At 74.2% G+C, this 17299-nt stretch carries 7 protein-coding genes; 1 reads left to right on the top strand and 6 read right to left on the bottom strand.

From position 1 onward, the window contains the following. The first annotated feature begins 12 nt into the window (after window positions 1-12). Complete coding sequence (locus U5640_RS39765) at window positions 13-1233, top strand: cytochrome P450 (protein WP_340384082.1); 1221 nt, start codon at window positions 13-15, stop codon at window positions 1231-1233. 256 nt (window positions 1234-1489) lie between these two features. Here the strand turns inward: U5640_RS39765 and U5640_RS39760 are convergent, their stop codons facing one another. The 6 genes from U5640_RS39760 to U5640_RS39735 form a co-directional block, all read right to left on the bottom strand. Beyond that, on the bottom strand, window positions 1490-2704 hold the full coding sequence (locus U5640_RS39760) for an FAD-dependent oxidoreductase (protein ID WP_340384081.1): 1215 nt from the start codon (window positions 2702-2704) through the stop codon (window positions 1490-1492). After that, window positions 2701-3729 carry a dTDP-glucose 4,6-dehydratase gene (rfbB, locus tag U5640_RS39755; RefSeq protein WP_340384080.1) on the bottom strand — a complete coding sequence of 343 codons (1029 nt, stop codon included), beginning with the start codon at window positions 3727-3729 and terminating at the stop codon, window positions 2701-2703. Before rfbB ends, U5640_RS39760 begins: the two co-directional genes overlap by 4 nt. Continuing rightward, window positions 3726-4793, bottom strand: a complete 1068-nt coding sequence (locus U5640_RS39750) for a glucose-1-phosphate thymidylyltransferase (RefSeq protein ID WP_340384079.1) — start codon at window positions 4791-4793, stop codon at window positions 3726-3728. The genes rfbB and U5640_RS39750 overlap by 4 nt, the downstream gene beginning before the upstream one ends. Before the next feature lie 48 nt (window positions 4794-4841). Next, window positions 4842-5033: a ferredoxin gene (locus U5640_RS39745; RefSeq protein ID WP_340384078.1), complete on the bottom strand. Its 192-nt coding sequence runs from the start codon at window positions 5031-5033 to the stop codon at window positions 4842-4844. A gap of 62 nt (window positions 5034-5095) precedes the next feature. Further along, window positions 5096-6343, bottom strand: coding sequence for an activator-dependent family glycosyltransferase (locus U5640_RS39740; RefSeq protein WP_340385613.1), 1248 nt, complete (start codon window positions 6341-6343; stop codon window positions 5096-5098). Then, complete coding sequence (locus U5640_RS39735; protein WP_340384077.1) at window positions 6343-17298, bottom strand: SDR family NAD(P)-dependent oxidoreductase; 10956 nt, start codon at window positions 17296-17298, stop codon at window positions 6343-6345. Before U5640_RS39735 ends, U5640_RS39740 begins: the two co-directional genes overlap by 1 nt. Window position 17299 lies beyond the last annotated feature (1 nt).

The raw sequence follows: 17299 nt of genomic DNA, 5'->3' as shown, positions 1-17299 counted from the left end.
CGAGGAGGGCCCGTGGACGCACAGTCCATCATCAACCAATTGCTGACACCCGAGGGGCGGGCCGATCGCTACCCCTTGTACACCCTCGTCCATGAACTGGGGCCCGCCGCCCCGGCCGGTGAAGGCCTCGTGATGGTCGGCGGCTACGAGGCCGTCAAAGAGGCTCTGCGCAACCCGGGGCTCGGGACCGACATCACCATGGCGTCGCTGGGCGTCGACCTCGACGAACATCCCTCCCTTGCCATGCTGAACCGGTCCATCCTCTACGCCAACCCGCCCCACCACGGGCGTATGAGATCACCGATTTCCCCGTTGTTCACCGCCCGCAGGGTGGCCGCCATGGAGAAAACGATCGCCGAGCACACCGACACCCTGCTCGACGCCCTCGCGGAAGCCGGTGCCCGCCCGGTGGACTTCATGGACGCCTTCGCCTTCCCCCTGCCGGCCCGTGTCATCTGCGAACTGGTCGGTGTGCCCGACGGGGACCGGTCCCACCTCCACGGCCTGGCCATCGACATGATGGCCGCACTGGAACTCATGGCCGACCCCTCCGGCCTCGAGACCGCCGACCGGGCGGCTCTGGAGATCGGAGACTACTTCACCCATCTGGCCGAGGCACGTCGAGCCGATCCGCGCGACGACCTGGTCACCGCTCTGGTGAAGGCACGGGAACGGGGTGCCCTGGAGACCGACGAGGAGCTCGTCGCCAACCTCACCCAAGTGCTTCTGGCGGGCCTTGAGACCACCACCTATCTCCTGGGCAACGGTCTCCAACTGCTGCTCGAGCACCCCCAGGTGATGGCCGGCCTGCGCGAGGGCACCGTCGACGTGGCCGACTTCGTCGAAGAGGTGCTGCGCTATGACACCCCCGGGCAGGTCACCCATCGCGTGGCGATGGCGGACGGCATCTCGATCGAGGGCGTCCCCGTCCCCGCGGGCAGTCAGGTGCTGCTGCTCCTGGGAGCCGCCAACCGCGATCCGGCCCGCTACGACGACCCCGACCGCTTCGACCCGGGCCGCCAGGACATCCAGCCGCTCAGCTTCAGCGGAGGCGCGCACTACTGCCTCGGTGCCGTACTGGCCCGCTCGGAGGCCACCATCGCCTTCTCCCGCTTGATCTCCCGGTTCCCCGCCCTGGCCCTCGCGCCCGACGCGGAGCCGACCCGCCAGGACCGGCTCATCCTGCGCGCCCACGAGACCCTCCCCGTCGTCGTGGCCCCACCCCAGGGCTGACGCCTCCCGGCGGGAGAGACGGTGGCGCGACCGGCGACCCGGCCCGCGCCCACCGGCCCGAGAGCAGCACGCGGTGCGCGGTCGAGGCGGGGTGCCCCGGGACGGGCCGGGCCGGTCGGGCAGCCCCTGCTTCCGCTCGGCCCGCCGGCGAGCCGTCCACGTGGGGGCCGCGACGCGTGAGGTGCCCGTCTCGGCCTCGACACCACCCCGGCGGTCTCGCCATGATCAAGCCGAGGACCGTCGACAGCGCTCGTGATCAGTGCACCTGACCGGTAGGGGCCTCCGTGGGCAGCCCCGTCCACACGGCTGCGCTCTCCACCAGGGGGCGGAGTTGCTGGACGGCGCGTGGCAGGTTGACGGCGACGGCGGCGCGGACCCGGTCCTGGGCGCAGTAGACCGCGGTGAACTTCCGCTCGGCGGGGCTGCCTTCGACGAGATGGCAGCGGTCGGTGCCGGCGATCTCCCCGAACACCTGGATCCGCAGGTCGTGCTGGTCGGTCCAGAAGTACGGCAGCGGCGCGGCGGGCCGGGCCCCGGCGCCGGCGAGCAGGTTGCGGGCGACCGCGACCGCCTGGTCGGTGGCCTGCGTACGGTGCTCCCACCGTCGGCGCCGTCCGGTGCGCGGGTCGGGTCGGTTGGCGACGTCGCCCGCGGCCCACACCCCGGGGCGGGCCGCGCCCAGGTCGTCGCAGAGGACGCCGTCGCCGACCGGGACGCCGCTGCCCGCCAGCCACTCGGTGTGGGGGAGGGAACCCGTCGCGATCAGGACCACGTCCGCGGGCAGGTGCGTTCCGTCGGACAGCAGGACCCCGGTGGCCACGCCCCCCGCGCCCACCACCGCGCTCACCCGTCCGCGCCTGAAGCGCAGGCCGAGATCGCGGTGGGCGGCGGCGACCAGTCCGGCCGCCTGCGGTCCGAGGAGGTCGAGCAGCGGTACCGGGTCGCCGCCCACCAGCGTGACGTCCGCCCCCAGGCCGCGGGCGGCGACGGCCGCCTCCGTGCCGAGCAGACCGGCCCCGGCCACGACCAGGCGGCGTCCTTCGCCCAGGGCCTCGCGCAGGGCGAGGGCGTCGTCGAGCGTGCGCAGGACGTGGACACCGGTCACGCCCTCGGTGCCGGGCAGGGTCCGGGGCCGTACGCCGGTCGCGATCACCACGGCGTCGGCGCGCAGCCGGCCGCCGTCGGCGAGTTCGACGGCGCGGCCGGCCGGGTCCAGGCGGGCGGCGGGGGTGCCCAGGCGCAGGTCGATGCCGAGGCGGTCGTAGACCTCGGGCCCGCGCAGTCGGATGCGGTCGGGCTCCCACCGGCCGGCGAGGACCTGCTTGGACAGCGGCGGCCGGTCGTACGGCGAATGGGGTTCGCCGCCGACGAGGGTGAGGCGGCCCTCGTAGCCCTGGCGTCTGAGGGTCTCGGCGGTGGTGGCGCCGGCGGCGCCCGCGCCGACGACGACGATCTCGTCCAGGCTGCTCAACGGGTCATCTCCACGGTCTGTTTCAGCGGCTCCCACCAGGACCGGTTCTCGCGGTACCAGGCGACGGTCTCGGCCAGGCCGGTGGCGAAGTCCTTGCGCGGCCGGTAGCCGAGCTCGTCGCGGATCTTGGACCAGTCGACGCAGTAGCGACGGTCGTGGCCCTTGCGGTCGGCGACGTACTCGACGCGGTCCGGCCCGGCGCCGCACGCGTCGAGGAGGAGGTCGGTCAGGTGGCGGTTGGTCAGCTCGGTGCCGCCGCCGATGTTGTAGACCTCGCCGGGGCGGCCGCCGGTGCGGACCAGTTCGATGCCCTGGACGTGGTCGTCGATGTGCAGCCAGTCGCGTACGTTGCCGCCGTCCCCGTACAGCGGCACCTTGCGGCCGTCGAGGAGGTGGGTGACGAACAGCGGGACGACCTTCTCGGGGTACTGGTGGTGGCCGTAGTTGTTGGAGCACCGGGTCACCCGTACGTCCAGGCCGTGGGTGCGGTGGTAGGCCAGGGCGAGCAGGTCGGAGGAGGCCTTGGAGGCGGAGTAGGGGGAGTTGGGCAGCAGCGGGCTGTCCTCGGTCCAGGCCCCGGTGTCGAGGGAGCCGTACACCTCGTCGGTGGAGACGTGCACGAAGGTGCGCACGCCGTGGCGCAGCGCCGAGTCGAGGAGGGTCTGCGTGCCCAGGACGTTGGTGCGGACGAACTCGGCGGGATGCAGGATCGAGCGGTCCACGTGGGACTCCGCGGCGAAGTGCACGACGTCGTCGTGGCCGGCCATGAGGTCGTCGACGAGTTCCCGGTCGCAGATGTCGCCCTTGACGAAGGAGAACGCGGGGTGGTCGCGTACCGGGTCCAGGTTGGCGGGGTTGCCGGCGTAGGTGAGGTGGTCCAGGACGGTGACGGTGACACCGGCCGGACCGGCGGGTCCGAGGAGGGTCCGCACGTGGTGGGAGCCGATGAAGCCGGCGCCGCCGGTCACCAGGATGCGGGTGGCGCCCGTGCGGGCGGTGGGCGGGGCGGGGTGCGGGCGTGTCATGAGGAGATCTGCACCCGCCCGTGGTCGCCGATCACCAGCCGGTGGGTGGCGGGCACGCGGGGGCCCAGGGAGACCCGTACGTTGCGTCCGACGAGGGAGCCCTCCACCCGGCGGATGCTGTCGAACCGGGACTCCCGCAGGATGATCGAGAACTCGATCTCGCTGTCGCGGATGACGCAGTCCTCCGCGATGGACGTCGACGGGCCGATGTAGGAGTTCTCGACCACGGTGCCGGGACCGATGATCGCGGGGCCCACGATGCGCGAACCGCGGATGACGGCGCCCGCGTCGATGTGCACCCGGCCGACGATCTCGCTGGTCTCGTCGACGTCACCGTCGACGCGGTACTCCAGCAGGTCCAGCAGTCTGCGGTTGACGTCGAGGATGTCCGCGGCGTTGCCGGTGTCCTTCCAGTAGCCGGTGATCACGGTGGTGCGCACGTCGTGCTCGCGTTCCAGCAGCCACTGGACGGCGTCGGTGATCTCCAGCTCGCCGCGGGCGGAGGGGCGGATGGCGCGCACCGCCTCGTGGATCGCGGGCCCGAAGAGGTACACGCCGACCAGCGCGAGGTCGCTGCGGGGCTGCGCGGGCTTCTCCTCCAGACTCACCAGGCGCCCGAGGTCGTCGAGTTCGGCGACGCCGAAGGCGGACGGGTCGGGCACCCGGGTGAGCAGGAGCTGGGCGTCCGGGCGCTCCTTGCGGAACGCGTCCACGGCGTCGGTGATGCCTCCGAAGACGAAGTTGTCGCCGAGGAACATCACGAAGTCGTCGTCGCCGAGGAAGTCCCGGGCGATCAGGACGGCGTGCGACAGGCCCAGGGGTGCTTCCTGTCGCAGGTAGGTGATGTCGAGGCCGAAGCCGGAACCGTCGCCGACGGCCTGCCGGATCTCGTTCTCGGTGTCGCCGACGACGATCGCGACCTCGGTGATCCCGGCGTCCGCGATGGCCTCCAGGCCGTAGAAGAGGATGGGCTTGTTGGCGACCGGCACCAACTGCTTGGCGGAGGTGTGGGTGATCGGCCGCAGCCGGGTGCCCGCACCCCCCGAGAGCACGAGAGCCTTCACGGATTCATCCCGTCTGACTGGGGTCGTGGGTGAGGGGGAGGGCCGCCGTCAGGACTGCAGCTCGATCGCGCCCGAGGGGCAGATCAGCTCCGCCTCGGTCACGGCCTCGTGCAGGTCCTGCTCCGGCTCGGGCAGCAGCAGCTCCACGAGACCGTCCTCCTTCTGCTCGAACACGGCGGGCGCGGCCAGCACGCACTGACCGGCTCCGACACAGCGCTCGCGGTCGACGGTGATCTTCATGGGGTTGTCCTGTTCTTTCGTCGGGGTTGGTTCTCGGTGCGGCACCCGGCCGGCGGAGGTGCTCAGCGCACTTCGGCCAGGCGTTCCAGGTCGGCCACCAGGTCGTGCGGGCGGGGCATGGCCTCGGCTTCGGCGCGCAGCCGGCGGGCCGCGTCCCGGGGCTCCGGCTCGCCGACGAGCCGCCGCACCCCGTCGCGGACCTTCTCCACGGTGGCGTCGCCGTGGCGCAGGTACATGCCGGCTCCCGCGCGTTCGAGCGCCCCGCCGCGCTGCTCGTGGTCGGCGATCAGGGTGGAGAGCATCATCTGGGGCACTCCGGCGACCATGGCGGTGGCGAAGGTGCCGTAGCCGCCGTGGTGGATGACGGCCGAACAGCTCGGCAGGAGCGTGCTCAGGGCGACCGAGTGGACGACCCGGGCATTGTCGGGGACGGTGCCGAGCTGCTCCAGCTGGGCGGGCAGCAGGGCGGCCACCACCTCCACGTCCTCGTCGGCGAGGGCGTCGAGGATGCGCGGTATGGAGACGTAGTCGTCGCCGTAGTTCTCGGTGTTGGAGGTGCCGAGGCTGAGGCAGACCCGGGGCCGTTTGGGCGCCTCCCGCAGCCAGTCCCAGACCACCGCGCGGCCGTTGTAGGGGACGTACCGCATGGGCAGTTCGGGGGAGGCCGACGGGATCGACAGGGAGCGGGGCAGGGTGCTGATGGTGGCCTGGCCGTGCAGCAGTTCCTCGTCGCAGGAGAACCCGAAGGGCTCGGACCGCGCGGCCATCCACTCGGCGAGCGGGTCGGTCCGTTCCGCCTCGGGCTGCTCCCGCATCAGCTCCAGATACGTCTGCCGGGTGCGGCCCCACACGTCGGAGCACCACATCAGGCGGGCGTGGGCGGCTCCGCTGATCCGGGCGGCGAGGGCACCGGCGTACGCCAGCGGGTCGCGGATCACCAGGTCGGGCCGCCAGGCCTGGGCGAACGCGGCCAGGTCGTCGATCATGGAGTCGTTGTAGGGGGCGAACGCGTAGGGGACGCTCAGTGCGAAGCGCTCCTTCAGTTCCGCCCAGTCGACCTGGTCGCGTTCGCAGCGGCTCCAGTTGGCGGTCTCGTAGTCCTGCGACTCCCGGTAGGCCGACATGTCCTGGTGGACGCCGTGGTCGGTGCCGACGGGGACGGCGGTGAGGCCGGCGCGGGTGATGGTCTCGACCGCCAGGGGATGGCTGGCCACCCGGACGTCGTGCCCGGCCGCCGTGAGCGCCCACGCCAGCGGGGTCATGAAAAAGATGTGGGATTTCTCGGACAGGCTGACGAACAGGACCCGCATCATGCTCCCTCGGTCGGTCGGGCCGCGTCGCGGCCCGCGGTGTGCGATGGCAGTGCCGTGGCGATCCAGCCGGCGAGGGCGCCCGCCGTGGTGGCGGCGTGTGACTCCATCATCGTGAAGTGGTTGCCGGGGACCTCCAGCACGCTGTCCGCGCCGTCCCAGGAGCTCTGCCACTCCCCCGGCGCGAGCGGCGTCGGTCCGGTGACGGGCGGCTCGGCGGGCCGCACGAGCAGCACCGGCACCGGCAGCGCGCCCGGGTCCCACTCGCCGATCATCCGGATGTACCAGCTCATGGCCGAGAGCCGGTCGGTGTCCATGGCGGCGAACATCGACTCCCGGTCGAACATCCCGCTCAGCATCTCGGCCGAGAAGCGGGTGAACGGCGAGTCGGCGCGCGGCATGTAGGTGTCGAGGAGGGCCACCCCCAGCGGCGGATGCCCCGACTGTGCCAGATGGCGGGCGGCCGCGAGGGCCAGGATGCCGCCGGACGACGACCCGGTGAGGACGAAGGGCCTGCCGTTCGCGCAGCGCAGCACCCACTCGGCCTGGGTCCTGGCCACCACGTCCAGTGTGGCGGGCAGCGGCTCGCCGCGCCCGAAGCCGGGCGTGGGGAGCGCCCACACGTCCTGACGGCCGCGGAAGGCGGAGGCGAACCGCGCGTACTGGTGGACACCGGCGAGCGCCACGTACGAACTGAAGCAGATCACGGACGGGCCGTCGTCGCCCGCGGCCAGCCGCAGTCCGGCGGGCGGGCCGGTGAGTGCGGCCGGGGAATCGAAGACCGGGCGCAGCTCGGCGACCGCCTGGAGCAGGGCGAAGCCGTCGTCGACACGGCCCTGTCGGCAGGCGGTGCGGAACAGCGCGCCCACGGTGTCCTCCGGGCGGGCGGTGGGCCGGGCCGTCGTGTCGTCGCCCGGGGACGTGCCCGGGTCGTCCGGCCCGGCGGGGTCCGCCTCCCCGAACCGTTCGGCCAGTTCGGCGGCGAGCGCGTGCGGGGTGTCGTGGTCGAAGACGAGGGTCGGAGGCAGCCGGAGTCCCGTCAGGGTCGCGATCCTGTTGCGCAGTTCGACGGCGGTCAGCGAGTCGAAGCCGAGTTCCGCGAAGTGCCGGTCGGGCAGCACCTCGTCCGTCGAGTCGTGCCCGAGGACGGCGGCGACCTGGTCGCGGACCGCGTCCAGCAGCGCGGCGAGCCGCTGCGGGCCGGGGAGGCCGGCGAGCCGCGCGGACAGCGCCCGTCCGCCGTCCGCCGGCGCACCCGAGGCCGCGGTGCGCCGCGCCACCGTACGGGAGGCGGGCGCCGCGGACCGGCTCGCGACGGCGACCAGGGCCGCGTCGGGGGCGGCGACGGCGGAGTCGAGGAGCGCGAGGCCGGCTTCGGCGGTCAGCGGCAGCATGCCGTTCCTGGCCATCCGCTCCCGGTCGGCGGTGCCGAGCCCCGCGGTCATTCCGCTCTCGGCCGCCCACAGGCCCCAGGCGATGGAGGTGGCGGGCAGTCCGTGCGCCCGCCGGTGCCGGGCGAGCCCGTCGAGGAAGGCGTTGGCCGCGGCATAGGCGGACTGTCCGGCGGCGCCGAAGGTGCCCGCCGCGGAGGAGAACACCACGAACGCGGACAGGTCGCGGTCCTGCGTCAGCCGGTGCAGGTGCCAGGCCGCGTCGGCCTTGGGCCGCAGGACGGCGTCCACCTGGGCGTCGGTCAGCGAGGTCAGGGTCGCGTCCCGTACGACACCGGCGAGGTGCACTACGGCGGTCAGCGGGTGTTCCTCGGGTACGGAGGCGAGCAGCTCCGCCAGCCGGTCGGGGTCGGCGACATCGCAGGCGACGAGGGTCGTCTCCGCACCCAGCGCGGCCAGTTCGGCGGCCAGGGCGTCGGCCCCGGGCGCGTCCGGCCCCCGCCGGGACGCCAGCAGCAGCCGGCGCGCTCCGTGCGCGGTGACCAGGTGCCGTGCCACCAGCGTGCCGAGGGCTCCGGTGGCGCCGGTGACGAGGACGGTGCCCCCGGCCGCGAAGGGGGTCGTGGGCTCGGCGGCGTCGCCCAGGGCCGCGACCGCTGCGGCGAGGTGGGGCACCAGCAGTGCTCCGTCGCGCACAGCGGCCTGCGGGAGGGCGGCGGCGACCGCGGCGGCTACGGCGCCCGGCGAGGCGTCGTCGTCCGCCGTGCCGGACGGGGCGAGGTCGAGGAGCAGCACGCGGTCGGGGTGCTCCAGCTGGGCGGACCGGGCGAGCCCCCACAGCGCGGCGGCGGCGAGGTCGCCGACGTCCTCCGCGTCGGTGGTGGCGAGGGCGCCGCGGGTGACCAGGACCAGCCGCGAGTCGGCGAACCGGTCGTCGCCGACCCAGTGTCCGACGAGGTCGACGGCCCCGGCCAGCAGTTCCCGTGTGCCCTCGGGGGCGGGTTCGGCGAAGGCCGTGCAGGCGGTCAGGACGATCCTGGGCGCGGCGGTGCCGGTGTCGACGGCCGCGGCGAGCGAGGCGAGGTCGGCGTAGCACTCCAGGTGCACCCCGGCCGCGTCGAGCGTCTCGGCGAGGCCGCCGTCGCCCTGCCCGATCAGCGCCCAGCGCACGGTCTCGGGTGCCGGGGCGACGGGCTGCGGATCGGCGCGCCGCCAGCGCTGCACGAGCAGGGGCGGCGCGGTGGGAGCCGTCGCGTCCCCGGGGGCCTCCTGGAGCCGTTCGGCGTCGATCCTGCGCAGCAGCAGTCCGTCCGCCGTCGCCACCGGCCGGCCGTCGGGGTCGGCGACGGTCACCGCGTACTCGTCCGGGCGGTCGGTGGGCGCCAGGTGGACGCGCAGGGCGGTCGCTCCGGCCGCGTGGAGGGAGTAGCCGCTCCAGGCGAACGGCAGGGTCGCCGACGCCTCCCGGTCGCCGGAGGCGTCCAGCGCCCTGACGAGCAGGGTCTGTACGGCGGCGTCCAGCAAGGCCGGGTGCAGCCCGTAGTGGGACGCCTCGGACCGGTGGGACTCCGGCAGCGCCACCTCGGCGAACAGCTCCCGGTCCCTCCGCCACACACGGCCGAGCCCCTGGAACGCGGGCCCGTAGTCGAACCCTCCGGCGGCGAACAGCTCGTACCAGTCGCCCTCCCCCGCCGGGTCCGCTACGACCGGAACGGCATCCGGCGGCGGCCAGGAACCGGTGTCCTGCGGCACCGGCTCGGACTCCTCGGCCAGCACCCCCTGGGCATGACGGGTCCACGGCTGGTCGGCCGCGGCGTCGGCTGCCCTGGAGTGCACGCTGAACGGCCGCCGCCCGTCCTCCGTCTCCCCGCCGAGGGCGAGTTGGAGCTGCACGGCACCGCGCTCGGGCAGCACCAGCGGGGTCTCCAGGGTCAGTTCGGCGACCTGGCCGAGGCCGACCTGGTCACCGGCGTGCACGGCGAGTTCGAGGTAGGCGGTGGCGGGCAGGATGGCACGGCCCAGCACGCAGTGGTCGGCGAGCCAGGTGTGGCCCCGGGCCGACAGCCGCCCGCTGAGCACGAGCCCGCCGGTGTCGGCGACCCTGACGGTGGCCGAGAGCAGCGGGTGCCCGGCGCGCTCCAGCCCGGCCGCGGTGACATCACCGGCGTGGTCGGCGGCGTCCAGCCAGTAGCGGCGGCGCTGGAAGGCGTAGGTGGGCAGCAACACCGGCGCCGTGGGCGGGAGTTGTGCCGCCCAGTCGACGGGGGACCCGTCGGTGAAGAGAGTGGCGAGGGCGGCGAGGAGCGAGGCGGCCTCGGGCCGGTCCTTGCGCAGCACCGGCGTCATCACCACGGCGTCGGTGTCGTCGAGGCAGGCCTGGGCGAGGGCGGTGAGGGTACCGTCCGCGCCGAGTTCCACCCAGCGCCCGACACCCTGTCCGGCCAGCACCCGGACCGCGTCCGCGAACCGCACCGGCCGGCGCACATGGGCCACCCAGTAGTCCGCCGACATCACCTCGTCGGCCGAGGCCACCTCACCCGTCACCGTCGAGACCATCGCCAGCTTCGGACGCCCGTACGACAGACTCTCCGCCACCTTGCGGAAGTCGGCGAGCATCGGCTCCATCAACGGCGAGTGGAACGCATGACTCACCCGCAACGCCGTGACCTTGCGGTCCAGGGCACGGAAGTGATCGGAGATCTCCGCCACGGCATCCGCCGCACCGGCGATCACCACCGAGCGCGGGCCGTTGACCGCCGCGACACCCACCTCCTCACCGAGGAGAGGCAGGACCTCGTCCTCGGCCGCCTGCAGCGCCACCATCGCGCCACCGGCCGGCAACGCCTGCATCAGCCGGCCGCGCGCCGCCACCAGACGGCACGCGTCCGCCAGCGACCACACACCCGCCACATGCGCCGCCGCGATCTCACCGATCGAATGACCCGCCAGCACGTCCGGCCGCACACCCCACGACTCCAGCAGCCGAAACAGCGCCACCTCCAGAGCGAAGAGGGCCGGCTGGGTGAACTCCGTACGGTTCAGCAGGTCGACGTCCTCACCGAACACCACCTCCCGCAGCGGACGCGGCACTTCGGTGTCGAAGTGGGCGCAGGCCGCGTCGAAGGCGTCTGCGAAGACGGGGTAGGCGTCGTACAACTCCCGTCCCATGGCGAGGCGTTGTGAGCCCTGCCCGGCGAACAGGAACGCCGTGCGAGCCTCACGGCGGGCCGTGCCCGTCGCCGCGTTGGGTGCCTCCTCGCCGGAAACAACCGCCTCCAGCGCCCGCAGCAACTCCGCACGGCCCGAACCCCAGACGACCGCCCGGTGCTCGAACAGCGACCGCGACCGCACCAGCGCACCAGCCACCTCGGCGAGGCCCAGCATCTCGTCACCGGCCACGAACTCCGCCAGCCGCCCGGCCTGGGCCCGCACCGCCGCAGCCGTACGACCCGACACCACCCACGGCACCACACCACCGACAACCGGCACCGGCACCGGATCCGCCACCGGCTCCACCGGCGGCTCCTCCAGCACCACATGCGCGTTCGTACCACTCAGCCCGAACGACGACACACCCGCACGCCGCGTCCGCCCCTCCACACGCGGCCACTCCACACGCTCCGTGAGCAGCTCCACCGCCCCCGCCGACCAGTCCACGTGCGACGACGGCTCCTGCGCATGCAGCGTCCGCGGCAGCACACCGTGCTGCAGAGCCAGCACCATCTTGATCACACCCGCGGCACCCGCCGCAGCCTGCGTATGACCAATGTTCGACTTCACCGACCCCAACAACAGCGGCCGCTCCCGATCCTGACCGTACGTCGCCAGGATCGCCTGCGCCTCGATCGGATCACCCAACGCCGTACCCGTACCGTGCGCCTCCACCGCATCCACATCAGCAGCCTTGAGCCCCGCACCCGCCAGCGCCTGCCGGATCACCCGCTGCTGCGAAGGACCGTTCGGCGCCGTCAGACCATTGGACGCACCGTCCTGGTTGACCGCGGAACCCGCGACCACCGCCAGCACCCCACGCCCCGCCGCACGCGCACCCGAAAGCCGCTCCACCAGCACCAGACCCGCACCCTCGGAGAACCCGGCACCGTCCGCAGCGTCCGAGAACGCCTTGCACCGCCCGTCCCCCGCAAGCCCCCGCTGCCGACTGAAGTCCAGGAACAGCCCCGGCGTCGACATCACCGTCACACCACCGGCCAACGCCAGATCACACTCACCCGAACGCACCGCCTGCACCGCCAGATGCAGCGCCACCAGCGCCGACGAGCACGCCGTGTCCACCGTCACCGCCGGACCCTCCAGGCCCAGCGTGTAGGACACCCGGCCGGACATGACGCTCGCGGTGTTGCCCGTTCCGAGGTGGCCCGCGACCTCCTCGGCCGTGGCGGGGTCGAGGGGGCGGGAGGCGTAGTCCTGGTAGTTGGTGCCGGCGAAGACGCCCGTGCGGGAGCCGCGCAGGCTCGTCGGGTCGATCCCGGCCCGCTCGAACGCCTCCCACGCCAGCTCCAGCAGCAACCGCTGCTGCGGGTCCATCGCCAGCGCCTCACGCGGCGAGATCCCGAAGAAGCCGGGGTCGAAGTCGGCGACGCGATCGAGGAATCCGCCGCCGCGGGTGCTGGCGCGGCCGGGCACGCCGGGCTCGGGGTCGTAGAGGGCGTCGACGTCCCAGCCGCGGTCGTCGGGCCAGGAGCTGATGGCGTCGGTGCCGTCGGCGAGCAGCCGCCAGTAGTCCTCGGGCGTGTCCGCCCCGCCCGGGAAGCGGCAGCTCGTCGCGGTGATGACGATCGGGTCGTCGTCGGTCGCGCGCGGCAGTGCGAGGGCGGTGTCCGGGGTGTTCCCGGTGGCCGGGGCGACGGCGGCGCGGAGGTGTTCGGCGAGGGCGGTGGGGGTGGGGTAGTCGAAGACCAGGGTGGCGGGCAGGGGGCGGCCGACGGCGGCGCTGAGGGCGTTGCGGAGTTCCACCGCGGTGAGCGAGTCGAAGCCGAGTTCGCGGAAGGAGCGGGTGGGTTCGACGTCCTGCGGGCCGGCGTGGTTGAGGACGACGGCGGCGTGGGCGCGGACGAGTTCCCCGAAGGCGGCGCGCTGTTCGGCCTCGGGGAGTGCCGCGAGTCGCCGGACGAGGTCGCCGGTGTCCTGGGGGTCGCCGTCGGCGGTGTGCCGGGGGTCGTGGTCGGGGCCGCGCCGGGCGGTCAGGGCACGCCGGGCGTCGGGCAGGTCGTCGAGGAAGGGGCGGGGCCGGGCGGTGGTGTAGGCGTGGGCGAACAGGTCCCAGTCGATGTCGGTGACGGCGAGGGTGATGTCCTCGTGGTCGAGGGCCTGTTGCAGGGCTCCGAGGGCGAGCTCGGGGTCCATGGGGCGTACGCCGTGCCGCTGGAGGCGTTCGCCGACCGAGCCCTCGGCCATGCCGCCGTGGGCCCAGGGGCCCCAGGCGACGGCGGTCGCGGGCAGCCCGCGGGAGCGGCGCTGCTGGGCGAGGGCGTCGAGGAGCGCGTTGCCGGGGGCGTAGTTGGCGTGGCCCGGGGCGCCGATCGTGCCGGCGGTCGAGGAGAAGAGGACGAACGCGGAGAGGTCGAGCCCGGCGGTGAGGGCGTCGAGGTTGCGGGCGCCGCCGACCTTCACGCGCAGGACCTCGGCGAGCAGGTCGGGGGTGAGGGTGGTGACGACGCCGTCCCGCAGGACGGCGGCGGTGTGGAAGACGGCGGTGAGGGGCCGCTCGGCGGGGACGGCGGCCAGCAGGGCGGCGAGCTGGTCGCGGTCGGCGATGTCGCAGGCGGCGATGTCGACGTTTCCGGCCCCGAGTGCGGTGAGTTCGCTGCGGAGTTCGGCGGCGCCGGGGGCGTCGGCGCCGGTGCGGCTGACCAGGAGGAGGCCCGGGGCGCCCTGGCGGGCGAGTCTGCGGGCGACCTGGCGGCCGAGGGCGCCGGTGCCGCCGGTGACGAGGACGGTGCCGGTGGGGGTCCAGTCCCGGCCGTTGCCGAGGCCGCCCGTCGCCGCGCGGGTGAGGCGGCGGGCGAGGAGGCCGGTGTCGCGGATCGCGAGCTGGTCCTCCAGGCCGACCCCGGCGAGGGCGGCGGTGAGGCGTTCGGCGCCGGCGGGGTCGAGGGTGGCGGGCAGGTCGATCAGGCCGCCCCAGCGCTGGGGCTGTTCGAGGGCGACGACGCGGCCGAAGCCCCAGACGAGGGCCTGGTCCGGGGTGTCGACGGTCTCGGTCGTACCGGTGGCGACGGCGCCGCGGGTGGCGAACCAGACGGGTGCCTCCTGGCCGAGGTCGTCGAGCGCCTGGACGAGGGAGACGGTGGCGGCGAAGCCGCGGGGCAGGCCGGGCAGCCCGTCGTACTCCTCCTCGTCGAGGGCGAGCAGCGACAGGACGGCCCGGGGCCGGTCCTGGCCGGTGGCTTTCAGGGCTTCGGCGATGCGGTCGCGGCCGTCGTGGGGGGCGACGGCGACGGTGACCGGGTCGGCGCCCGCGCGGGCGAGGGCGTCGACGACAGCGGTGGCGAGGCCGTGGCCGGGGTGGTCGGGGTCCTGGTGCGCCGCGGGCAGGGCGACGAGCCAGCTGCCGTGCAGGACGGGTGCCGGGGTGGGGGGCAGGGGTTTCCAGGTGACGCGGTACCGCCAGGCGTCCACGGTGGCGTTCTCGCGGCTGCGCCTGCGGTAGTCGCTCAGGGCGGGCAGGACCGTGGCGAGGGTGTCCTGGTCGAGGTGGAGGGCGGCGGCCAGCGGGGCGGTCTCGCCGTTCTCGACGGTCTCCCAGAAGCGGGCGTCGAGGTCCGTGCCGGCGGTCGGCGCGGAGGGCGCGAGCTGGGCCGGGGTGGGCCAGTAGGTGCGGCGTTGGAAGGCGTAGGTGGGCAGGTCGACGCGGGTGCCGGTCGGGACCGGGGCGATGTGGTCGGCGGGGACCGCGCCGCGGACGCTCAGTTCGGCCAGGGAGGTGAGGAAGCGGCGGGGGCCGCCCTCGCCGCGGCGCAGGGTTCCGGTGACGACGGTGCCGGTGCGGCCGTCCTGGTCGAGGGTGTCGCGGACGGCGGCGGTGAGCACGGGGTGCGGGCTGGACTCGACGAAGGCGCGGAAGTCCTGGGCGGCGAGGGCCTGTACGGCGTCGGCGAAGCGGACGGTGCGGCGCAGGTTGTCGTACCAGTAGGTGGCGTCCAGGCGCTCGGTGTCGAGCCAGTCGCAGGTGACGGTGGAGAAGAACGGCACGTCGGCGGTGCGCGGGCGGAGGGCGGCGAGGTCGGCGAGGAGCCGCTCGTGGATCTCCTCGACCTGCGCGGAGTGGGAGGCGTAGTCGACGGGGATCTGCCGTGCCTGCGCGCCGGAGGCGGTGAGTTCGGCGCAGAGGTCGCGTACGGCGTCGGCGTCCCCGGAGACGACCACGGCGGCGGGGCCGTTGACGGCGGCGACCGACAGCCGTCCTTCCCAGCGTGCCAGCCGTTCCCGGACGTCGGTGACCGGCAGCAGCACCGAGGCCATGCCGCCGCGTCCGGCGAGCGCGGTGATGGCCCTGCTGCGCAGGACGACGACGCGGGCCGCGTCGTCCAGGGTGAGGCCGCCGGCGACGCAGGCGGCCGCGATCTCGCCCTGGCTGTGGCCGACGACGGCGTCGGGGCGCACGCCGCGGGACTGCCACAGCCGGGCCAGCGACACCATGGTCACGAACAGCAGGGGCTGGACGACGTCCACGCGGTCGAGGGTGGGGGCGCCGTCGGCGCCGCGCAGGACGGCTTCGACGGACCAGTCGACGTGCCGTTCGACGGCGGACGCGCAGGCGGTGAAGTGGTCGCGGAAGTCCGGGTCCGTGTCGAGGAGTTCGGTGGCCATGCCGGGCCATTGGGGGCCCTGGCCGGGGAAGACGAAGACGGTGCGGCCGTCGACGTCGGCCACGCCCTGGACGAGACCGGCCGCCGGGGAGCCCGCCGCCAGCGCCTCCAGGCCGCGCAGCAGTTCGGCGCGGTCGTCGGCGAGCAGGACCGCGCGGTGTTCGAACGCGGACCGGGTGGTCGCCAGCGACCAGGCGAGGTCGTGCGGGGCCACCGTCTCGTCGGTGCGCAGCCGGGCGTGCAGGGCGGCGGCCTGGGCCCGCAGGGCGGTGGCGCCGCGGCCGGAGACGGCGTACGCGAGCGTGCGCGCCGGTACGGCGTCGGGCGGGGCGGGCGTCGCCGGGTCGGCCGGTTCGGGGACGGGCTGTTCGAGGATGACGTGGGCGTTGGTGCCGCTGACGCCGAAGGAGGACACACCGGCCAGGCGCGGCCGTTCGGCCGCGGGCCAGGGGCGTGCCTCGGTGAGGAGTTCGACGCGGCCCGCGCTCCAGTCGACGTGGGTGGTGGGCCGGTCGACGTGGAGGGTGCGGGGCAGCAGTCCGTGCCGCATGGCGAGGACCATCTTCATGACGCCGGCGACGCCGGCGGCGGCCTGGGTGTGCCCGATGTTGGACTTCACCGATCCGAGCCAGAGCGGCGTCTCCCGGTCCTGCCCGTACGTGGCGAGCAGGGCCTGGGCCTCGATCGGGTCGCCCAGCATGGTCCCGGTGCCGTGCGCCTCCACGGCGTCCACGTCGGCGGTGGACAGCTGTGCGTCGGCGAGGGCCTGCCAGATGACGCGTTGCTGGGAGGGGCCGTTGGGGGCGGTCAGTCCGTTGGAGGCACCGTCCTGGTTGACGGCGCTGCCCCGGACGACGGCGAGCACCGGGTGCCCGAGGCGGCGGGCGTCGGCCAGCCGCTCCACCAGCAGCATGCCGGCGCCCTCGGCCCAGCCGGTGCCGTCGGCTGCCTCGGCGAAGGCCTTGCAGCGGCCGTCGGGGGCGAGGCCCCGCTGTCTGCTGAACTCCAGGAACAGGCCGGGAGTCGACAGCACGGTGACGCCGCCGGCGAGGGCCAGGTCGCACTCCCGGGACCGCAGCGCCCGTACGGCGAGGTGCAGGGCGACCAGGGAGGAGGAGCAGGCGGTGTCGACGGTGACGGCCGGGCCCTCCAGGCCCAGGGTGTAGGAGATGCGCCCGGAGACGACGCTGGCGGCGTTGCCGGTGCCGACGTGTCCTTCCAGGGTCTCCTGGGAGGCCAGCAGCAGGGCCGGGTAGTCCTGGCCGTTGGTGCCGGCGAAGACGCCGGTGCGGGAGCCGCGCAGGGCCGTGGGGTCGAGCCCCGCCCGCTCGAACGCCTCCCAGGAGATCTCCAGGAGCAGCCGCTGCTGGGGGTCCATCGCCATCGCCTCGCGCGGAGAGATGCCGAAGAAGGAGGCGTCGAAGTCGCCGGCTCCGGCGAGGGCGCCGCCGGAGGTGCTGTACGTCTTCCCCGGGCGGCCGGGTTCGGGATCGTAGTGGTCGGCGAGGTTCCAGCCGCGGTCGGCGGGCCACTCGGTGACGGCGTCGCCGCCGGAGGCGAGCAGCCGCCACAGTTCCTCGGGCGAGTCGGCGCCGCCGGGGAAGCGGCAGCTCATCGCGACGATGGCGACCGGTTCCCGGGAGGCGGACTCGGCCTCCCGCAGCCGCCTGCGGGTCTCGTGCAGGTCTCCGGTGACCTTCTTGAGGTAACTGAGGAGCTTCTCCTGCTCGTTCACG

The sequence above is a fragment of the Streptomyces sp. SS7 genome, from assembly GCF_037993025.1.
In the GTDB taxonomy this organism is placed as follows: domain Bacteria; phylum Actinomycetota; class Actinomycetes; order Streptomycetales; family Streptomycetaceae; genus Streptomyces.
The sequence above is the reverse complement of the archived record's forward strand: the minus strand, read 5'-3'. Positions and strand labels throughout refer to the sequence as shown.

What these genes read in the sequence shown, in the direction of transcription:
- rfbB (WP_340384080.1), bottom strand. Translation starts at nt 3,729, where the DNA reads ATGACACGCCCGCACCCCGCCCCGCCCACCGCCCGCACGGGCGCCACC.
- U5640_RS39745 (WP_340384078.1), bottom strand. Translation starts at nt 5,033, where the DNA reads ATGAAGATCACCGTCGACCGCGAGCGCTGTGTCGGAGCCGGTCAGTGC.
- U5640_RS39740 (WP_340385613.1), bottom strand. Translation starts at nt 6,343, where the DNA reads ATGCGGGTCCTGTTCGTCAGCCTGTCCGAGAAATCCCACATCTTTTTC.